Genomic DNA, 15,873 nt, shown 5'->3' with positions numbered 1-15,873 from the left:
CTATCCGGGCCGCCGAGTCGCAGCGACCTCTTCGAATGTTGTACCGGTCGCCGCGTGCTTTGCCCGCAGCCCGGTGAACGCCTGCCACCGCTCGACGATGACGTCGCAGTAGATCGGATCCAGCTCGAGCAACCGGGCGTGCCTGCCGCATTTCTCGCACGCGATGAGCGTCGTTCCAGAACCGCCGAACGTGTCGAGCACAAGATCGCCGTCGCGACTGCTGTTCTGGATCGGGTATTCGACGACGGCCACCGGCTTCATCGTCGGATGCAGTTCGTTGCGTGCGGGACGGTCGAACGACCAGACTGTCGACTGGCTGCGATCTGCATACCAGCGGTGCGTGGCGGTTGGCTTCCAGCCGTACAGCACAGGTTCGTGCTGCCAGTGATAGTCCTGGCGTCCGAGGACGAGCGATTGCTTAACCCACACACAGCACTGCGCCAGCTTGAAGCCGCCGTCGACCAGCGCGCGACGGAATGTCAGACCCTCGGTGTCCGCGTGAAACACATAGATCCCGGCGCCGCCCTTCGCCGCCGCGAACATCGCCTGATGGGCGGCCAGCAGGAACCGAGCAAATTCGTCGGCCTGCATGGCGTCGTTCCGGATCGTCATGTGCTTGTCGGTCTTTCCGACGTACGCGACGTTGTACGGCGGGTCGGTGACGATCAGATCGGCAAGGTAGCCGTCCATCACCGTCGCGACGCTATCGCCGCGCAGGCTATCGCCACACATCACGCGGTGACTGCCGCACTGCCAAACATCTCCGACGGCCGACACCGGGACTTCCGGCGGTGCCGGAGCATCGTCCTCATCCGTCAGCCCACCTCCCGCATGCTCGAGCAAACGAGCCAGGTCCACTGCCTCGAACCCGAGCAGGTCCACGTCGAAGCCGTCATCGCGCAGCTCGGTCACTTCGAGACGCAGCAGCTCGTCGTCCCACCCGGCGAGCAACGCGAGCTGGTTGTCGGCGATGACGAACGCGCGGAACTGCGCCTCCGTCCACCCGGACGCATCGAGCACCGGCGCCTCGCCGTCGGAAAATGGATCGGCGCCGCGCGAGCGGCCGGGCGGCGGATACAGGCGCTTGCCGGCGCCGTACAGCTTGCGGATCGCGGCGAGCGTCCCGTGGCCCTTGGCGATCACACCGTCGCGCACGACGATCGCGCCGACCATGCCGAACTCCTCGATGCTGGCGGCGATCTGCGCTATCTGGCTTTCCGAGTGGGTGCGCGCGTTGCGCGCGTACGGGATGAGGCTGTCGATCGAACGGCTGGAAAGTTGCACGGCTGGACCCTTTTCATAGTCGAAAAAAACGGCCACAACAGCAAACTGCGAAACCAGCAACGCCAACGAAAAAGCCCGCTGGCTTGCGCTCAGCGGGCTTTGGTCGCACGTATGACGTGTATCGAATACGGCGGATTATTGTGCATAGTTTGCACAGCGTCAAGCAGCAACGTCAGATTTCACCAATCCGAGTTCACCGAAACGGCGTTCTATCGCCGCCCGCGCGACCTCCTCGACTCCAAGTTCGCCGGTCTTGCGGTTGCCTTCGATCCACCGGCGCACCGCGGCATTCTGGTTGCTGACCGTGTTGCGGTGCGCGCGGCAGTGGTCCGCGATATCGACCAGACTCTTCCGCTGCTTCTTCGGGCTGAAGATATTTTCGATGATCGTGCGCCGGACCTGATAGTGCGAAAAGCCCGAGACATACGCCGTCGACGCCTCAGTCAGCCAGACGATCGCAGCTTCCCATTCCGAGTTCCGGCGATGTTTGCTGCAACATGGTTGGCCGCAATCGCATGGAACATCGTGCGGCGCGGCGCGCGCAATCAGCACCGCGAGATGCAGATCAGGCAGCTCCCACATTTCTCGGCGGATCTGACCGGACTGGCCCGCACCGTCCAGCCCGACGAGCCCCATGCCCTTCTCAACCGACTCGCCCTTCAGTCGCTTGGCCATCATCGTTTCGCCATATTGCTGCGTCGAATAGCAAAGCGCGAATCGCACCGCGTCGAACGCACTCTTGAACTGAATCTCGTCCATCATCTGCACTCCCGAAGATCCTCACCTATGCCCGTTGCTGGTTCAGTTCCACTGCCTCAATTTGCACGCAGGGCGTGCGGCCGTAGCGCTTCGATACCCACAGATCAACGATCTGTGAGTCGTCGGCGTACACAACGCCGTTCATTCCGTCTTTCACGCCCTTGATCACGTTGTCCGCGTCAGGCTTCTTCGTGGCGCCGATCAGCCCGTCCGCTGCATCGCGTTGCCGCTTCTGCGACCAGCTCGCCGGAATCGGCAGCGCGATGTGCACGACGAGACGCACCGGGCCCGCAAATGGCTCACGCGTGCCCATACCTTGTCGCGCCGCCAGCTTCACAAGATTTTCATAACGTTCGGTCTTCTCCGGGGTGAACGTCCGAACGTGCGCGCCCTGACGCGCGAAGCGCGGGCGCCCCTTCGCTACCGGTGCGCCCGGTACGGTGAACTTGACACGCTGGCGGACCGGCGACGTCGGAATAAGCGCCGGCTGCTCGCCGATGCGTGTGCTGATCGCCTGCTCGAGCGGAGCGGGGCCGCGCGACTTCAGTGCGCGCGCTGCAGTGGAAATCTCGTCGCGGATACGTGCTGCGCCGGGGTTCTGCTTATTCATCGCCTTCCTCGCTGCTGTGGCGGGGTTCCTGATCCCGCCACGGGTTTTCTTCGGATCGGCGTTCATGGTCAGAACGGAATCCCGTCGAAGTACTCGACGCGCTGCATCGCGACAGCGCAGTAAGACATTTCAGCCCCGAGCACGAAAAACTCGCGCCCGGGATTTGAGATCGCGAGCCGCTCGGCTTCCGCGACGGCGCTGCCAGCGCTCAAGTGCCGATAGCTCGGCGGCTTCTCGCCGGTCGGGCACCATACGATCCAGAATTTTTGCTCCTGGGTCTTCGTGCTCATGACGCATGACCTCCTGGAGTTTCCGCACGCATCTGCGCGATCTTGGCGATCGCCTGTGGCCGCTCCATGCCGGGCGGCAACACGTACCCGAAACGTTTCGCCTCGACCATCAGTTGGTCGTTGCTCATACTGCCGAGCGGCAGCGGAACCTCGCGTGGTGGCGCGCGCACTTCCTCGATAAAGCGATCGAGAAACGCGGCGTTGATGGGCGTGCTGTCCTGGTCGGCGTCACGCCGCGCGAGCGCGCGCCGGTACGCCTCGCGTAGCTGGCCGAGCGTGACGTCGCGCTCGCGCCAGGAACGGAACACGCACAGGCACTTCTCGCCGCCGAACGCGACGCGTTTGCCGCGCTTCGCCTCCCACAGGCTCAGCACCTGTGCAATTTCCGCCTCGTCCGGCAACGGTTCGTCATCCGAAGGGATATCGGACTCATCATCACCCGGCGGCGGCGATGCAAAGTTATCCACAGGCCCACCACGTATCAAAGTTCCTACGCCGCCGCTAGAACCTATGGTGTTTACTTCATTTCGTTTCAATTCATTTGCGACCGGGGGGCGATCGGCTTCCGATCGGGGGGCGATTCCATCCCCATCGGGGGGCGGTTCGCCATCCGATGGGAAGCCGATCGCCCCGGGATCGGGGGGCGATTCTTTCAGGATGGCCCTGACCTGCGATTTTTTGAGCCACTCGGATCGGGGGGCGACGGCCTCCAAGCGACGTGCAGCGTCAACGATCTGCCGCTTGACGGCGTCTGTATCGACCTCGATACCCCAGCGCTTTGCGTTGCCGGTTGCGCCGGCAACGGTGCTGAGCAGTTTCGAAAGCCACGCCTCCAGCGCTTTCTCCGCCACTACGGGGTGATACAAGCGTCCGTCTGCACACTTGACCCATCCCCGAAGCGCGCCGGAGCGCACATCCGACCAGGCCGAATCAATCTTGCCGCGCACGACGTAGCGAGTCTGAGCCGCAAGCCACATGTCGTCGTCAGGCACCGACGCCGCCGGAACCTGTTGCCACGACGCGCACCAAAGCAGCACGGCAGCCCAACACGACTCGGGCATCTCGTTCGACGCAAGTTCGGAGTCGCGCAGGCGCGCGGCGTCCAGCGGCATGTACGGAAATCCATGCCGAAGGTCGCAATCCGCCGGGGTGAGCGGTTCGGGCAAATCACTCATTAGTCATGTTAACCATAGTTGACGGCATGTGAACCATGATTTACACTTGCCGCATGCTGAATATCCGAACTACCGCAACGTTTGACGTCTGGTTTGACGGACTGAAAGACCGGATTGCGAAGCGCCGCATTCAGGCCCGCATCGACCGGTTGGCAATGGGCAACCCGGGCGACACGAACTCGGCCGGCGCGCCCGTTACGGAGCTGCGCATTGACCACGGCCCCGGCTATCGCGTCTATTACGTGCAGCGCGGTGCGGTCTTGGTGATCCTGCTGTGCGGCGGCGACAAGTCGACGCAAGCCGCAGATATCAAAGCCGCACACAAGATGCTCTCCAATCTCGATACGGAGTGAACGATGGAAAAGATCAAAACCCGGCCGTGGGATTCGGCCGAACACCTGAAGACCGAAGACGACATGGCCGAATACTTCGAGGCCTGCCTGCTTGAAGGCGGTGACGACCCGACGTTTATCGCGCACGCGCTGGGCGTCATTGCCCGCGCGCGCGGTATGGCACAGGTCGCACGCGATACTGGCCTGACGCGAGAAGGGCTGTACAAGGCGCTGTCGAGCGAAGGCAATCCGAGTTTCGGCACAATCCTGAAAGTCATCAAGGCGCTGGGGCTGCAATTGCATGGATCGAAGGCTCATGCTTAACGGACGCCTGCGCCGTATGCTGGTGCTGAAGCGGCGCACAACCATGGATAGCCGGCGGCTGGATCGCGAAGCCGCGGAGCGGCGCACCACCGCTCCGCCAGTCGCGCAACCGTCTGATCGCAAATCGCCGCCGGATTCGAGCCGCCGGTAGTCCCTACACGGCTGGTGCTCGCTCACACGACCTCCAGCACAAGGTCCGGCTGCCGCAGTTGTTCCTGATCGCACATCGACTCCACGACCACCGACCATCCCTGCTCGCATTGCCTTGCGAAGCGCGACAACGGCCCCGGATTCAGCGGGTTTTCATGGAAAGGGACGCCGCGGCGCGCCGCAGTCAATCCAGCCCGAAACGCTGCGTGCTCGAACAGTTCGCGCATGTCAGCGCCGCCCGCACTCGCCCATGTTCATGCGGGCGCAGTGACAGTTCGAGCCGATAACGTTCCCGCGCGCGAGATAGTCCGCGTATTCCGTTGTCAGGGTGACCAAATCGAGTTGCCGCATAAAGGTCGCAAGCTTACTGACCAGCACGCCGGTCGTTCCTTGACGCAACTTGTCCAGCATGTCCACGGACCATCCCATTGCCTCGGCGAAATCGTGCTTGCGGCGCTTCTCCGCACAGACATAAAGCAATCGCTCAACGATGATCGACGACACCTCCGTGTCCGTCGATTCCCGACCATTCGTTTCCATTCCGTCTAATTCCTAAAATTCTCAATGCGCCGGAATGACGCGACCGATACGATTCGGCCAACGTCAACCGTGGTTTAAAAGGATGGGCTTCCAGCCATGCCAGAATTGAACTGGGCCACCAACCCAACTGCATCAACTCTTTTCATGAAAGGAAGCTCCTGTGAAAGAAATCGAAAACCTGAAATTGCTGATCGCAGAACTGGAAGGACACGTCACCGCCCTCGTCGCCTTTTCCAACTCGTTACTGAGCGAATTGCCAGAAGCAAGGCGCCAAGCCATCGCCGCGAAATTCGAATCGCAGTGCGAGCAGACGTCGGCGTTCCTATTGGGGCAACCGGACCCTTATGCTGAGCGGCAGATTGCAGCGCTACAGCTGACGCGGGATACGATCCGAGGCGACGGCGGTTCTCAAGCCAGAAGTGCATAGCCGAGAGAGTCGCCGGCTCGACGCATGCGGTGCGGACAGAGACGCGTCCTCGCAACACGGAGATGCGCCGCCGGCCACGAACTGGCTGGAAGGTGCGTTGCTTTTTCACGCTGCCTCCTTCGCGGCTCTCCGCACTGCTGCACGCGCGAAGTCTCTGAGATCGCGATGAATCGCAGACGCTTTTGGCGTGGGCGGCATCCGGCGGCCGATCCTTTCTACGTGCTGGATGTCTTCGCGTCGCGTCACAACGATCGCCGCTACCGCATAACCAGTTAGTGATGCCGTGGCAGCGAGTGGATGAACCCGACCGGCAGTCGTGATGAAGTAGCTCTCGGCCGGCGTGTCCGCCGTATTGGTGGCGCGGTCCAACAACCACCGAAGAAGCCGAATGTAGAGTCGCCTCATCACGCCACCTCCTTCGTCGGGTGCGTGCCACCCCATGTGGTAAAACCAGACCGGCGGTCCCGTTGCCTGAAAAACATCGGACCGACAAACTTTCCAACCAACTTTTCAGAGGTAGCACGCATGGAAAAAGAGCTGAGTAAAAGGCAGATTGAGCAAATCGCACACATCGTCCAAGGTGCGGCACTCAAGCAAGAGAACAGGCTATCCGCAATCCAGCTTGCATTCAGTCGACTGGTCGGACACCTGGGTGCGACTGGAGTCCTGAATGTCGCAGCCTTCAAAAAGGTGCTACAGACGGACTCTCCGCAGATTCCAGCAATAGTGCGCGCAGACGTCATGGCTCAGTTGGCTCACATTGCGGATGCGATCCGAGATCCCGACGTATCTGCGCCCCCAACTCGTCAATAGCGCAATACCCCGAGAAGAGACCATTGAGCATCCCGTCTTGGTACGCGCTCACGGCCTTCGCCACACCGGCCGCGACACCGCCGCTAAGTTCAGTGAACACCCGGTCCCGGTCTTCCTGCGCACCAGGCGGAATCTCACGACCCTGATGACTGATGACTGCCTTTTGCCCGGCTGCGCGGACCTGGTATATGGTCTCGGCTCCGTCAACGCCAATCGGTACGAGTTCGTATCCGCTCGCTACTGAAACGGTGTCGCCGGCCCAGGCGGACAGGTGGGAGTTCTTCGTCACGCCACCTCCCGCTCAGCAGGAACGGGCGGCGAGCCAGGCTTGCCGATCAGGTCGGGCCAGTTTCTGTGCCAGTTGTCAGGGCGAAGGTCAAAGCGGGTCACCCTAAAGGCCGATTCCCGCTCGATGTCACAGCACAGCGGCACGCCGAGTTCTGTGCCGGTACTGATGGCCTTGCGCAAATAGCCGATCGTCGTTCCGCAAGCGATCGCAAAGGCGGCCTGCTCGTCTCGCAAAAGCGAGTTCAAGAAGATTCGGAGCTTTTCCATAGTGCAGCAAAGATACCAAGTGGTAACGAAAATATCAACACCACATGGAAATTTACTCCGAGGTAATTTTCCGCTCAAATTCGAGGTTATGGACACACATGCACTCCGACAGGCGCGTCGACAGCGCTTGGCTCAACTGAGAGATACGTTTTGCGACGGATCGATAGCCAAATTGGCTGCGCGGCTAGACAAGCAGCCCTCCTACGTCTCGCGGATGCTTTTTGATGAGGACAGGGCGGGCGTCCGATTCATTGGCGAAGGAATGGCGCGCGAAATTGAAGCCAAGTTCGGTTTGCCGCAGTACGCGATGGACAGCCTAGATGGTGACCTGGTGGTTACTGACGAAGCCGGAGCTCATAACTCTCGTGTCGCGGCCGCACTGGAATCGATTGATGAGGAAGAACTGGCAAGTGCTATCAACGTGCTTCAGAAATTATTGCAAGCCAAGCGCGTGCAGTCGCGACCTCAGGTGAGCGAGCAGGATGACACCGTGATGTTTTCAGTCGGCACGCCAAAGACGAAAAAACGACACAAGGACGCCTGATTAGACGCCGCGCAAGCGGCCATTTTTTTACCGCCATAATAGATTTTAACAATTGATAATGGATTTTTAAGATAAATCCTAAATTAAGGACCTCTGCGCGGCTCGACCAACTGCGCCGCCGCCAAATGTGAATTTATTCGACATTCTAGATAATTACTCGCATTAAATTCTGTAACCGAGTGTCAGACTGGCTTGACAGTCGCGCCGGATCAAGCACATGTTACTGATTCTGCGTCCTACGATATGACAAAACGCCCATCCCGCGCGAGGGGGCAGCTTACCCATGGGCGAGGCGTTTCTATGGTCCGATCGGCTTTCGCGTCGCATCAAGAACCGCGGCCGACTTCGTAACAATCGGCTGGGTGTCGGCGTGAAAGTCATCCAATTCAAGCCATATCTCGATCGCCGCCAGCAAGCTGCGGGCGTTGCTCCGCGCGCGCCTCCTCCCCCATCCTCTCTGCCACCCGATTGCATCTTGATAGTGCCAAAACCCGACGGTACGGACGACGTCTGGCTGCGAGGTACCTGTCGCCGCGATCGCCTTCGTTCAATAAACGCACTCTCCAAAGTCATCGACAGACTTTCCGACGGGGACGTTCCTGATCCGTTGGCCTAACGCCCGAAAGTTACCATGTGGTATTGCATTGAAAGTTACCTTTTGGTATCTTCGCTCCATCGCACCCTACCGATGGAGGAACGATGCACCACCTTCCACCCCCTGCGCCGCTGGCATCGCACCCCGCGAAAAAAATCGTCAACGAACATCTGGCAGTCGTCCATTCGATCACCGTCGCCGACATCGCAGCGGCGCTCCAAGCACAACCCGAGGCGACGCAACAGCGCTGCTTAGTCGCATTGATCGACGGTGAACCGTTCGACGCGGGACTCGTGCTGCTGCACGCCTTTAACCAGGCAATCGAGGCCCGGGCGTTACGCGCTCGTGACGCAGCAACGACGACTGCGGGGCCGGAACCTATCGAGGCCGCGCCGCACCACCGCACATTCATCATTGCGGGGTGCTGAAATGTCAGTCCTCGCGAAAGACCTCCTCGACCTACGCGCGTTGCCACGGAGAAAAGGACTCCACGGCGCACTGACTGAACACCTCATGCGCGCGATCGCGTGCGACCTCATTGCGCGAGGTGCCGCATGAACGAGATCAAAACCGGTGGACCGGCATTTGCGCGCCCGATGGGCGGCGCGGTGGGCAAGTACAGTCCGTCGCAAGAAGGCATGTCGCTGCGCGACTACTTCGCAGTGCGGGCGCCAGCGGACATTCCCGAGTGGTTCAAGTATGTGCCCGCGACGCCGCGGCCCGCCGTTTCGATTCCGCACGAATCTCTCACACCCGAGCAATACAAAGAATGGGAGGGTCTCGGCGATTGGCTCGACGAAAGCGACGTGAGCCCCGAAGTGAACGCGTTCGACGAGAAGTGGGAGTCTGAGCGTGCCGCGCTTGAAGCATGGGATGCAGAGCAGCGAGTCGCCCGTTATTACGCCTGGCGCTGGGCATACGCCGATTCCATGCTCCGCTCGCGAGGTGCCGCATGAATGCCCGCCTCCTGCTCGGCCGAGCTCCCGGCGATAACACACTGCTCGCCTCGTGCCCGCGCGCGCGCCGTCGCCTTCGTGCGCTCGCGACCATGCTGGCCTATGGCGTCGCGGCCGGTGCTTTCCTCTGGCTCGTCGTCGCGCTGCGCGCTGGTGGTGGCGCATGAGTTCCACCCTCGGTTTTCTCGGCATCTGGGCATTGATCGCGCTCGCCTATGGCGCGCTGTGGGTCTTCGTCCGCAGCGACAGCGCCGTGCGCCGCCTCGACATGCTCGAACGCAGCCATCCAGTCTGGACGTGGCTCGGGATGGTCTTGCTGCTCGTCTGCGCCGCTCTCGCTTTGGTCTACATCAACACCGATGTGGCACCGCAACTCACCAACGACACCAACGCCCGAGGTACAGCATGAATTTACCCATCCACGTGATGCACGACCCACGCGAGCTGGACACCACGAAGATCGACTGGCACAGCAAGGGGCACTCGAGCGCGACGATGATCAAGGAAGGGGTCTACCCTCCCAGCGCGACGCGCGAAGACGTCGAGAACGCCGTGCGCGGAACCTTCGGCGGCCGCTTCGAGCACTTCGGCGGCGGCCGGTTCAAATACATCGCTTACACGGACTGACCACCATGCGCTGTCATTTCGAAATTCTGCACGCGCCGCTCGATAGCCTGACCGTCGCCGAATGCGGTGCGCTTGCGCTCACGGACGCGATGCAACGGGTCCGCGTTGCAGCGAACGACATTCGTCTGAACTGGTGGATGAGCCGACGCGACATGTCATTCCGGGTCGGCTACTTCGCGGGCGTCCGCTTGGCCGCACTGGCTGCACTGAAATACGGCGATGACGGCTACGACGAATTGAGGGAACTGGCCGGACGATACGCATCCGAGGTCGAGTTTCTTTCGTGGCCCTATCTCAGATGCGTCGCGTAGTGAAGCCCAATAGCAAGCACTGACCAACCCCTCACCCTAGCGTCCGATATGAACACATCCAGTCCGAAGATCGCAATGGATTCTGTGGAGTCCTCACAGATCCACAGCATTGGCTACGATCCGTCGACCGGCACCCTGGCGGTTCGGTTCAAAGACGGTAAGACCGGGGCACCCACCTCGCTCTACTACTACTCGAACTTCACGCCTTCGAATTTCGAGGCGCTCCGGCAGGCCGAGTCGATCGGCTCACATTTCTATCGCCGTATCAGGCCCTTTTCAGAGCGTTTTCCGTGCGTCTGCGTCGAGAAGATGCCGTACACCGGGCGGGCCTCCGAATGAGTACGTTCACGGTTCGCGCCTCAAGCTGGGGCGGGCTTTTCGACTGCGCCATGAAGTGGGAAGGCGAACACCTCCTCGGCATGCGCAAAGCGTCCGGCCTGCGCGCCACGCTCGGCACGGCGGTGCACGCCAGCACCGCAGCGAACGATCAGGCGCACCTCGACGGCAACCCGCTGTCGCCTGACGATACCGCTGGCGTGTTCATCGACACCCTGCATAACCCGACGCAAGACGTCGATTACAGCGACGACGATCTGACGTTGCGCGAAGCCGAGCGGATCGGCCTGTCGCTGCATACGCGGTATTGCCTGGAGGTCGCTCCTCAGTTCGAGTACACGGCAGTCGAAATGAAGCTCTCGCCGTTCGAGATCGACTGCGGCGGCGGCACCATCGTGCGCCTGACAGGTTCGATGGACCGCGCACGCGTCGCGCGCCGGGAAGACGGAATTGCCATTCCTGACCTGAAGACTGGGCGCGCGATCATTCAGAACGGCCAGGTGAACCTGAAGGGCAAGTCGGCGCAGCTCGGCACGTACCAGCTGTTGTACGAGCACACCACCAAGGAGCCGACGGTGGGCGGCCAGATCATCGCCCTGCCGACCGCTGGCAAGACATCGCCAATGGTCAGCCCGCTGTTCGACGCGCGACGCGTCATGGTGGGCACCGAAGACCACCGCGGCCTGATCCAGTTCGCCGCGGAAATGTTTCGCAGCGGCCTGTTCCCGCCTAACCCGTCCAGCGTGCTTTGCAATCCCAAGTATTGCGCCCGCTGGAAAACATGTGTCTTCCACGAGTAATGGATCAGGATCAGCAACTCCTTGTTCGAATGATCGAACTGTATCGGTCCGGAAAAAGCTGCCGAGAGATTGCCGTCGCCACGTCAAAGAGCGTAGGAACCGTCTGGCGATGGCTGAGAAGTAGCGAGATCAATTTCCGACCGCGCGGCTCCCATTCTCGCGACAAGTCCTGGACCGATGCTCGTCGTGCTCACCACCCAGCGAAGCCGGCGCGCAACCCGTCTGCCCCACGCGGATACGAGATCCTCGTTCAACGGTCGCTTGGCAACAAAGGCCTGACCGAGCAAGGCTATGTCGTCGTAAATCTGGGGCGTGGGAAGCGCCAGTACGAGCACATTCTGATTGCCGAAAAAGCAATCGGACGCAGACTTCGGCGGGGAGAGGTAGTGCATCACATCAACACAATTCGCCACGACAACCGGCCACAGAACCTGCTCGTGTGCACGCATCGCTATCACCTTCAACTTCACGCGCGCATGCGGCGGCATCCGTTCTGGAGCCAAGTCGAAGCCGCAAATCGCAAAACTGCTTAAGAGGATCCTATGTCGACCCCGACAACTGTAGAAAATCTGCGCAACCCCGCGCCACGCGAAGCCAATTTGCCCGCCGTTGAAATGGGGTTCGGCACGCTGCAATCGTTCGAACTGATGCAGCGCGCCGCAAAATTGCTGACCAACTCGACGTTGGTACCCGTTGCGTATCGTGCACAGACCGAAGTCAAGGAGTACGGCAAGGTCACCGGCTATGAAGACAATCCCAACGGGCTTTCCAACTGTGTCGTCGCGCTGAACATGGCGCAACGCATGGGCGCCGATCCGCTGATGGTGATGCAGAATTTGTACATCGTCGAAGGCCGCCCCTCCTGGTCATCGCAATTCATCATCGCGGCGATCAACTCGTGCGGGAAGTACTCACCGCTTCGCTTTGACCTCAGCCCTGCAACCGATCCCGAGGAAGTGACCTACAACGCGACCGAGTGGCAAGACCAGCCGAATGGCCGTGCCAAAAAGGTGAGCGTACCCAGGAAGGTAACCGTTCGGCACCAGACATGCGTCGCGTGGGCGATCGAAAAGCAGACCGGTGAGCGCCTCGAATCACCGACCATCAGTATTCAGATGGCGATTGACGAAGGCTGGCTGACGAAGAATGGCAGCAAGTGGATGACGATGCCTGAAGTGATGCTTCGATATCGCTCCGCCGCCTTCTTCGGCAAGCTTTATGCGCCCGAATTGCTGATGGGTCTCCAGACGGCAGAGGAAGTCACCGACATCGTCGACGTGCACGCGGATGGCTCGTACACAGTCAACCGCACGACCGTCGACGATCTTCGCGCCGGTCCTGCGCCTGCTGCTGAAGTCGTTCCGGCCACCCAGGCCTCAGCACAACCGACCTCGCCTGCGGCTCAGCGACGCGAACCCGCGCCGGCCAACGAAGCGAAGCAGGAGCAGACCGTCGCATCTACCGCGCAGGTATCTGCGCAGCAAAAGTCGGACAGCCAGCAAGACGACTTCGCGTTCGACGAGTCGGGACTGATTCAGGGCATCCGCGAGGACCTCGAAACCGCGAACTCGCCCGAGGAAATCGACCTCGCGCGCAGCGCGATCAGCGGTGTGTCTGACGAGGCGGTCAAAGCGGAACTCAACGCGCTGGCATCGAAGCGCATTCGGGAACTCAGCAGCACCGAGGAGCCGCAACAGCGCGCGCGGCAGCGACAGGCGACCACGCCGACGCAGCGCCGGCCGCGCGGACCGATCAGCGCCGAATAACCATTCATTCGAATAAAAGGAGCATCTGTGAGCCATTCTGAAGAACACAAGGCCGTCCTAGACATGACCGCGGCCACTGTCGGCAAGGATCTGCTGTCGGCAACCGTCCTCGAACTGAAAATGCTTCCCGATGTCTGGGTCAAGCTGTCCGAGACCAAACAGAACGACATCATTGACCGGCTGCGCAAGCGCGTCGAGAACGCGGTCAAGATGGCCGTGCACCTGATCGCCAGCGATGGGCGCATGGTCGTCGCCGGGGACCTCGAGCAGATCACCATCAAGGACGGCGCGAAAGCCGTCATCAAGGTCGGCAAATCGGCGCCCTCGCTGCACGAGCTCTACGATGCACAGGGAAAGCAGGTGCTGATCGTCGTGTCCGACGCCGGCGAGCATACGGGCGGCATGGACGAGGTGCGCGGCGAAAACGATCAGCGCGGCCTCGACCTTGGCGGCGAGTACACCGCCGAGGATGGCGATGGAATGAATGGGCCGTCCGACGATGACGACGTTGTCGACGCCGAATTCCGCCCGGTCGCCGCGCTCGGCGACGGCCCGCTGCAATCCGAGATCGACGAGCAGCACGAAGCGGGTCGCAACGCTGCTGCCGACGGACTGCCCGAAAGCGAGTGCCCGGTCATGCGCGGAGATCTGTGCATCGCGTGGGTAAAGGGTTGGAAGTCGTGGCACGAGGAACAGGCCGACGCTGCCGAGAGTCATGACCCCGTCGACGAACTGTTCGAGCAGGCGGCGGCCCTTGTGCGCGAGCACAAGCGCGCGACGATCAGCTTCATTCAGCGCCACCTGAAGATCGGCTACAACCGCGCAGCGATCATCATCGAGCAGCTCGAAAAGCGCGGCGTCGTGAGCACGGCAGACGAAACGGGCCGTCGAACAGTGATAGATGCCAACGACAGCGACGACCTTGGCGGGGACGAAGCATGAAGTTGACTCATATCCTCGTGCGTGACGTTCTCGGCATCGCCGAGGCCGACGTCCACCTGACCAAGCCCGTCGCCCTGTTCGCCGGCGCCAACGGCGCCGGTAAAAGCAGCATTCAGGAAGCCGTGCGCATGGCGCTGACTGGCGACACCGTGCGGGTGTCGTTGAAGAAGGCATACGGCCAGCTGCTGCACGACGACGCGAAGGACGGCCAGATCATCGTCGCTGCTGGCGATGACGCGAACAGCATCACGTTGCCTGCGGGCAAGCTCGCGCGCGGTCTGATCGATGATCCGCGGCTTCCGATGGTGCTCGACGCCCAGCGCTTCGCCCAGCTTGACGACAAGGCACGCCGATCGTTCCTGTACGAACTGATGGGAGTGAAGGTCGGCTCCGATGAAATCCGGCGTCGCCTCGTTGCCCGGCTGTTCGACCAGACACCTATGTCCGATGCGGACAAAAAGCGGATCGAGTCGGTGATTCCAATGGTGCGCGCCGGTATCGACGCCGCCCACAAGGAAGCGGGCGACAAGGCGCGAGCCGCAAAAACCGCGTGGCGCGTCGTGACCGGTGAGACCTACGGCAGTTCAAAGGCTGACGGCTGGGCGCCCGCCGCGGTGACGTTCGACGAAGCCGGGTTACTCAAGCTCGAGGCCGATCGCGAATCGCTCGACGGCGAGATCGGCGACGTGCAGCAGGAAATCGGCGCGGCCGAGGTCGCCCAGACCACGGCCCGCGAACGGGCAGAACAGGTCGCTTCCCTGCGCACCACTGCCTCCCAGTTCGCCCGCCTGACCGATCTTGTGCAACGGGCAGATAACGAGGTGGTGGAGTTCAAACCGCAGGTCGACAGCCTTCGCGAGCGCGCGGGCGGCACGCCGGCGGGTATCGAATGCGCGTGCCCCGAATGCGGAGCCCTTCTCCGCTACCTGAACGGCGTGCTGAGCGCCAGCGTTGCCGCGGTGCGCGACGATGAGGCGATCGCCAAGCTTCCCGAATACGAAGCGAGTCTGACCATGCTGCAGAACGCCGCAGCCAATCGCCGCCGCGAGCTGGAGGCGGCCGACACTGCAGCGAAGCAGTTGCGAGCCGTCGAGGGAGAGGAAGACACCGACGCTCCCGTCATCGACGTTGACGCCCTTCGACAGGAACTCGCTGACTTGCAGGCGCGGCGCCGAACTATCACCGCGGAGGTCGAGAAGCACCGCGACCAGCAGCGGGCCGCAGCAGCAGCCGGGGAAAAAGAGCGAGACGCGGCCTCGCACCACGCCGATGTACAGGCGTGGGAAGCGATCGCCGACGCGCTCGCGCCAGATGGCATTCCAGCAGACCTGATGCGCGAGGCGTTGCAGCCGCTCAACGAGCAGTTGACCGCGCTCGCAGAAATGTCCGAGTGGGCTGACGTAACGGTCACGCCTGAAATGGAAATTCTGGCCGACGGGCGCCCGTACCAACTGCTGTCTGAATCCGAGCGTTGGCGCGCCGACGCGCACCTAGGCTGCGCTATCAGCCTGATCAGCGGTCTGCGTTTGCTGGTGCTGGACCGCGCCGACGTATTGATCGGACCCGAGCGCGATCGCCTGTTTTATTGGCTCGACGACCTCGCCTACGCGAACCAGATCGACACGGCGCTGGTGTTCATGAGTCTGAAGGAACCGCCGAAGGCACTCCCGGAAGGAATCGAGGCGTTCTGGATCGAGGGTGCCACCGTGCGCCCCGTTGCCCTGGAGGTCGCCTGAA

General features: G+C 61.6%; 25 protein-coding genes. 16 read left to right on the top strand and 9 right to left on the bottom strand.

Annotated elements, in window-relative coordinates; translation table 11 throughout:
* From OKW30_RS06885 to OKW30_RS06865, 5 genes are all read right to left on the bottom strand, one after another.
* On the bottom strand, positions 1-1,350 hold the full coding sequence (locus OKW30_RS06885; protein ID WP_429346343.1) for a site-specific DNA-methyltransferase: 1,350 nt from the start codon (positions 1,348-1,350) through the stop codon (positions 1-3).
* 93 nt (positions 1,351-1,443) lie between these two features.
* Entirely contained in the window at positions 1,444-2,043 is a 600-nt protein-coding gene (locus OKW30_RS06880; protein WP_429347735.1) for a DNA-binding protein, read from the bottom strand.
* 25 nt (positions 2,044-2,068) lie between these two features.
* Entirely contained in the window at positions 2,069-2,542 is a 474-nt protein-coding gene (locus tag OKW30_RS06875) for a RusA family crossover junction endodeoxyribonuclease (protein WP_429347734.1), read from the bottom strand.
* A 179-nt stretch (positions 2,543-2,721) separates the two neighbouring features.
* Positions 2,722-2,943: a hypothetical protein gene (locus tag OKW30_RS06870; protein ID WP_429346342.1), complete on the bottom strand. Its 222-nt coding sequence runs from the start codon at positions 2,941-2,943 to the stop codon at positions 2,722-2,724.
* Positions 2,940-4,055, bottom strand: a complete 1,116-nt coding sequence (locus OKW30_RS06865; RefSeq protein WP_429346341.1) for a hypothetical protein — start codon at positions 4,053-4,055, stop codon at positions 2,940-2,942. The genes OKW30_RS06870 and OKW30_RS06865 overlap by 4 nt, the downstream gene beginning before the upstream one ends.
* Before the next feature lie 116 nt (positions 4,056-4,171).
* Here OKW30_RS06865 and OKW30_RS06860 point away from each other — a divergent pair, with 116 nt between their 5' ends.
* Positions 4,172-4,471: a type II toxin-antitoxin system RelE/ParE family toxin gene (locus OKW30_RS06860; RefSeq protein WP_429346340.1), complete on the top strand. Its 300-nt coding sequence runs from the start codon at positions 4,172-4,174 to the stop codon at positions 4,469-4,471.
* Between the two features lie 3 nt (positions 4,472-4,474).
* Complete coding sequence (locus OKW30_RS06855) at positions 4,475-4,774, top strand: addiction module antidote protein (RefSeq protein WP_429346339.1); 300 nt, start codon at positions 4,475-4,477, stop codon at positions 4,772-4,774.
* Between the two features lie 173 nt (positions 4,775-4,947).
* Here OKW30_RS06855 and OKW30_RS06850 read toward each other — a convergent pair whose 3' ends face one another.
* Both OKW30_RS06850 and OKW30_RS06845 read right to left on the bottom strand, forming a co-directional pair.
* Entirely contained in the window at positions 4,948-5,151 is a 204-nt protein-coding gene (locus OKW30_RS06850; protein ID WP_429346338.1) for a hypothetical protein, read from the bottom strand.
* Between the two features lies 1 nt (position 5,152).
* Positions 5,153-5,464, bottom strand: a complete 312-nt coding sequence (locus OKW30_RS06845) for a hypothetical protein (protein WP_429346337.1) — start codon at positions 5,462-5,464, stop codon at positions 5,153-5,155.
* Positions 5,465-5,624: 160 nt separating this feature from the next.
* Between OKW30_RS06845 and OKW30_RS06840 the strand changes: the two genes are divergently transcribed.
* On the top strand, positions 5,625-5,891 hold the full coding sequence (locus tag OKW30_RS06840; protein WP_429346336.1) for a hypothetical protein: 267 nt from the start codon (positions 5,625-5,627) through the stop codon (positions 5,889-5,891).
* Between the two features lie 739 nt (positions 5,892-6,630).
* Here the strand turns inward: OKW30_RS06840 and OKW30_RS06835 are convergent.
* Positions 6,631-6,993: a hypothetical protein gene (locus OKW30_RS06835; RefSeq protein ID WP_429346335.1), complete on the bottom strand. Its 363-nt coding sequence runs from the start codon at positions 6,991-6,993 to the stop codon at positions 6,631-6,633.
* Positions 6,990-7,355 carry a Cro/Cl family transcriptional regulator gene (locus tag OKW30_RS06830; RefSeq protein WP_429346334.1) on the bottom strand — a complete coding sequence of 122 codons (366 nt, stop codon included), beginning with the start codon at positions 7,353-7,355 and terminating at the stop codon, positions 6,990-6,992. Before OKW30_RS06830 ends, OKW30_RS06835 begins: the two co-directional genes overlap by 4 nt.
* Positions 7,356-7,386: 31 nt before the next feature.
* On the opposite strand from OKW30_RS06830, the gene OKW30_RS06825 reads away from it, so the two are divergent.
* From OKW30_RS06825 to OKW30_RS06765, 13 genes are all read left to right on the top strand, one after another.
* On the top strand, positions 7,387-7,803 hold the full coding sequence (locus OKW30_RS06825; protein WP_429346333.1) for a hypothetical protein: 417 nt from the start codon (positions 7,387-7,389) through the stop codon (positions 7,801-7,803).
* Between the two features lie 699 nt (positions 7,804-8,502).
* The gene (locus tag OKW30_RS06820) at positions 8,503-8,826 is read left to right on the top strand and encodes a hypothetical protein (RefSeq protein WP_429346332.1); all 324 of its coding nucleotides are present in this window, start codon (positions 8,503-8,505) and stop codon (positions 8,824-8,826) included.
* A 126-nt stretch (positions 8,827-8,952) separates the two neighbouring features.
* A complete protein-coding gene (locus OKW30_RS06815) occupies positions 8,953-9,354 on the top strand; it encodes a hypothetical protein (protein ID WP_429346331.1) in 402 nt (133 codons plus the stop codon).
* Positions 9,351-9,521, top strand: a complete 171-nt coding sequence (locus OKW30_RS06810; RefSeq protein ID WP_429346330.1) for a hypothetical protein — start codon at positions 9,351-9,353, stop codon at positions 9,519-9,521. Before OKW30_RS06815 ends, OKW30_RS06810 begins: the two co-directional genes overlap by 4 nt.
* Positions 9,518-9,763: a hypothetical protein gene (locus tag OKW30_RS06805; protein WP_429346329.1), complete on the top strand. Its 246-nt coding sequence runs from the start codon at positions 9,518-9,520 to the stop codon at positions 9,761-9,763. Before OKW30_RS06810 ends, OKW30_RS06805 begins: the two co-directional genes overlap by 4 nt.
* Positions 9,760-9,981 (top strand): hypothetical protein, encoded by a 222-nt coding sequence (locus OKW30_RS06800; RefSeq protein WP_429346328.1) that lies wholly within the window; start codon positions 9,760-9,762, stop codon positions 9,979-9,981. Before OKW30_RS06805 ends, OKW30_RS06800 begins: the two co-directional genes overlap by 4 nt.
* Positions 9,982-9,986: 5 nt before the next feature.
* Entirely contained in the window at positions 9,987-10,292 is a 306-nt protein-coding gene (locus OKW30_RS06795) for a hypothetical protein (RefSeq protein ID WP_429346327.1), read from the top strand.
* Positions 10,293-10,340: 48 nt separating this feature from the next.
* On the top strand, positions 10,341-10,631 hold the full coding sequence (locus OKW30_RS06790) for a KTSC domain-containing protein (protein ID WP_429346326.1): 291 nt from the start codon (positions 10,341-10,343) through the stop codon (positions 10,629-10,631).
* Positions 10,628-11,428 carry a RecB family exonuclease gene (locus tag OKW30_RS06785; protein ID WP_429346325.1) on the top strand — a complete coding sequence of 267 codons (801 nt, stop codon included), beginning with the start codon at positions 10,628-10,630 and terminating at the stop codon, positions 11,426-11,428. Before OKW30_RS06790 ends, OKW30_RS06785 begins: the two co-directional genes overlap by 4 nt.
* Positions 11,428-11,961 carry an HNH endonuclease signature motif containing protein gene (locus OKW30_RS06780; RefSeq protein WP_429346324.1) on the top strand — a complete coding sequence of 178 codons (534 nt, stop codon included), beginning with the start codon at positions 11,428-11,430 and terminating at the stop codon, positions 11,959-11,961. The genes OKW30_RS06785 and OKW30_RS06780 overlap by 1 nt, the downstream gene beginning before the upstream one ends.
* Before the next feature lie 9 nt (positions 11,962-11,970).
* The gene (locus OKW30_RS06775; protein ID WP_429346323.1) at positions 11,971-13,194 is read left to right on the top strand and encodes a hypothetical protein; all 1,224 of its coding nucleotides are present in this window, start codon (positions 11,971-11,973) and stop codon (positions 13,192-13,194) included.
* Positions 13,195-13,221: 27 nt separating this feature from the next.
* Positions 13,222-14,136, top strand: coding sequence for a DNA translocase FtsK (locus tag OKW30_RS06770; protein WP_429346322.1), 915 nt, complete (start codon positions 13,222-13,224; stop codon positions 14,134-14,136).
* Entirely contained in the window at positions 14,133-15,872 is a 1,740-nt protein-coding gene (locus OKW30_RS06765; protein ID WP_429346321.1) for an AAA family ATPase, read from the top strand. The genes OKW30_RS06770 and OKW30_RS06765 overlap by 4 nt, the downstream gene beginning before the upstream one ends.
* Position 15,873: the final 1 nt, after the last annotated feature.

Source organism: Paraburkholderia sp. Clong3 (genome assembly GCF_050436485.1).
GTDB lineage: Bacteria > Pseudomonadota > Gammaproteobacteria > Burkholderiales > Burkholderiaceae > Paraburkholderia > Paraburkholderia tuberum.
This window is presented reverse-complemented; position numbering and strand designations above follow the sequence as displayed.

Coding starts and splice junctions, on each gene's coding strand:
- OKW30_RS06880 (WP_429347735.1), bottom strand. CDS start 2,043: ATGGACGAGATTCAGTTCAAGAGTGCGTTCGACGCGGTGCGATTCGCG.
- OKW30_RS06870 (WP_429346342.1), bottom strand. CDS start 2,943: ATGAGCACGAAGACCCAGGAGCAAAAATTCTGGATCGTATGGTGCCCG.
- OKW30_RS06865 (WP_429346341.1), bottom strand. CDS start 4,055: ATGCCGCTGGACGCCGCGCGCCTGCGCGACTCCGAACTTGCGTCGAAC.
- OKW30_RS06860 (WP_429346340.1), top strand. CDS start 4,172: ATGCTGAATATCCGAACTACCGCAACGTTTGACGTCTGGTTTGACGGA.
- OKW30_RS06855 (WP_429346339.1), top strand. CDS start 4,475: ATGGAAAAGATCAAAACCCGGCCGTGGGATTCGGCCGAACACCTGAAG.
- OKW30_RS06850 (WP_429346338.1), bottom strand. CDS start 5,151: ATGCGCGAACTGTTCGAGCACGCAGCGTTTCGGGCTGGATTGACTGCG.
- OKW30_RS06845 (WP_429346337.1), bottom strand. CDS start 5,464: ATGGAAACGAATGGTCGGGAATCGACGGACACGGAGGTGTCGTCGATC.
- OKW30_RS06820 (WP_429346332.1), top strand. CDS start 8,503: ATGCACCACCTTCCACCCCCTGCGCCGCTGGCATCGCACCCCGCGAAA.
- OKW30_RS06815 (WP_429346331.1), top strand. CDS start 8,953: ATGAACGAGATCAAAACCGGTGGACCGGCATTTGCGCGCCCGATGGGC.
- OKW30_RS06810 (WP_429346330.1), top strand. CDS start 9,351: ATGAATGCCCGCCTCCTGCTCGGCCGAGCTCCCGGCGATAACACACTG.
- OKW30_RS06805 (WP_429346329.1), top strand. CDS start 9,518: ATGAGTTCCACCCTCGGTTTTCTCGGCATCTGGGCATTGATCGCGCTC.
- OKW30_RS06800 (WP_429346328.1), top strand. CDS start 9,760: ATGAATTTACCCATCCACGTGATGCACGACCCACGCGAGCTGGACACC.
- OKW30_RS06795 (WP_429346327.1), top strand. CDS start 9,987: ATGCGCTGTCATTTCGAAATTCTGCACGCGCCGCTCGATAGCCTGACC.
- OKW30_RS06790 (WP_429346326.1), top strand. CDS start 10,341: ATGAACACATCCAGTCCGAAGATCGCAATGGATTCTGTGGAGTCCTCA.
- OKW30_RS06785 (WP_429346325.1), top strand. CDS start 10,628: ATGAGTACGTTCACGGTTCGCGCCTCAAGCTGGGGCGGGCTTTTCGAC.
- OKW30_RS06780 (WP_429346324.1), top strand. CDS start 11,428: ATGGATCAGGATCAGCAACTCCTTGTTCGAATGATCGAACTGTATCGG.
- OKW30_RS06775 (WP_429346323.1), top strand. CDS start 11,971: ATGTCGACCCCGACAACTGTAGAAAATCTGCGCAACCCCGCGCCACGC.
- OKW30_RS06765 (WP_429346321.1), top strand. CDS start 14,133: ATGAAGTTGACTCATATCCTCGTGCGTGACGTTCTCGGCATCGCCGAG.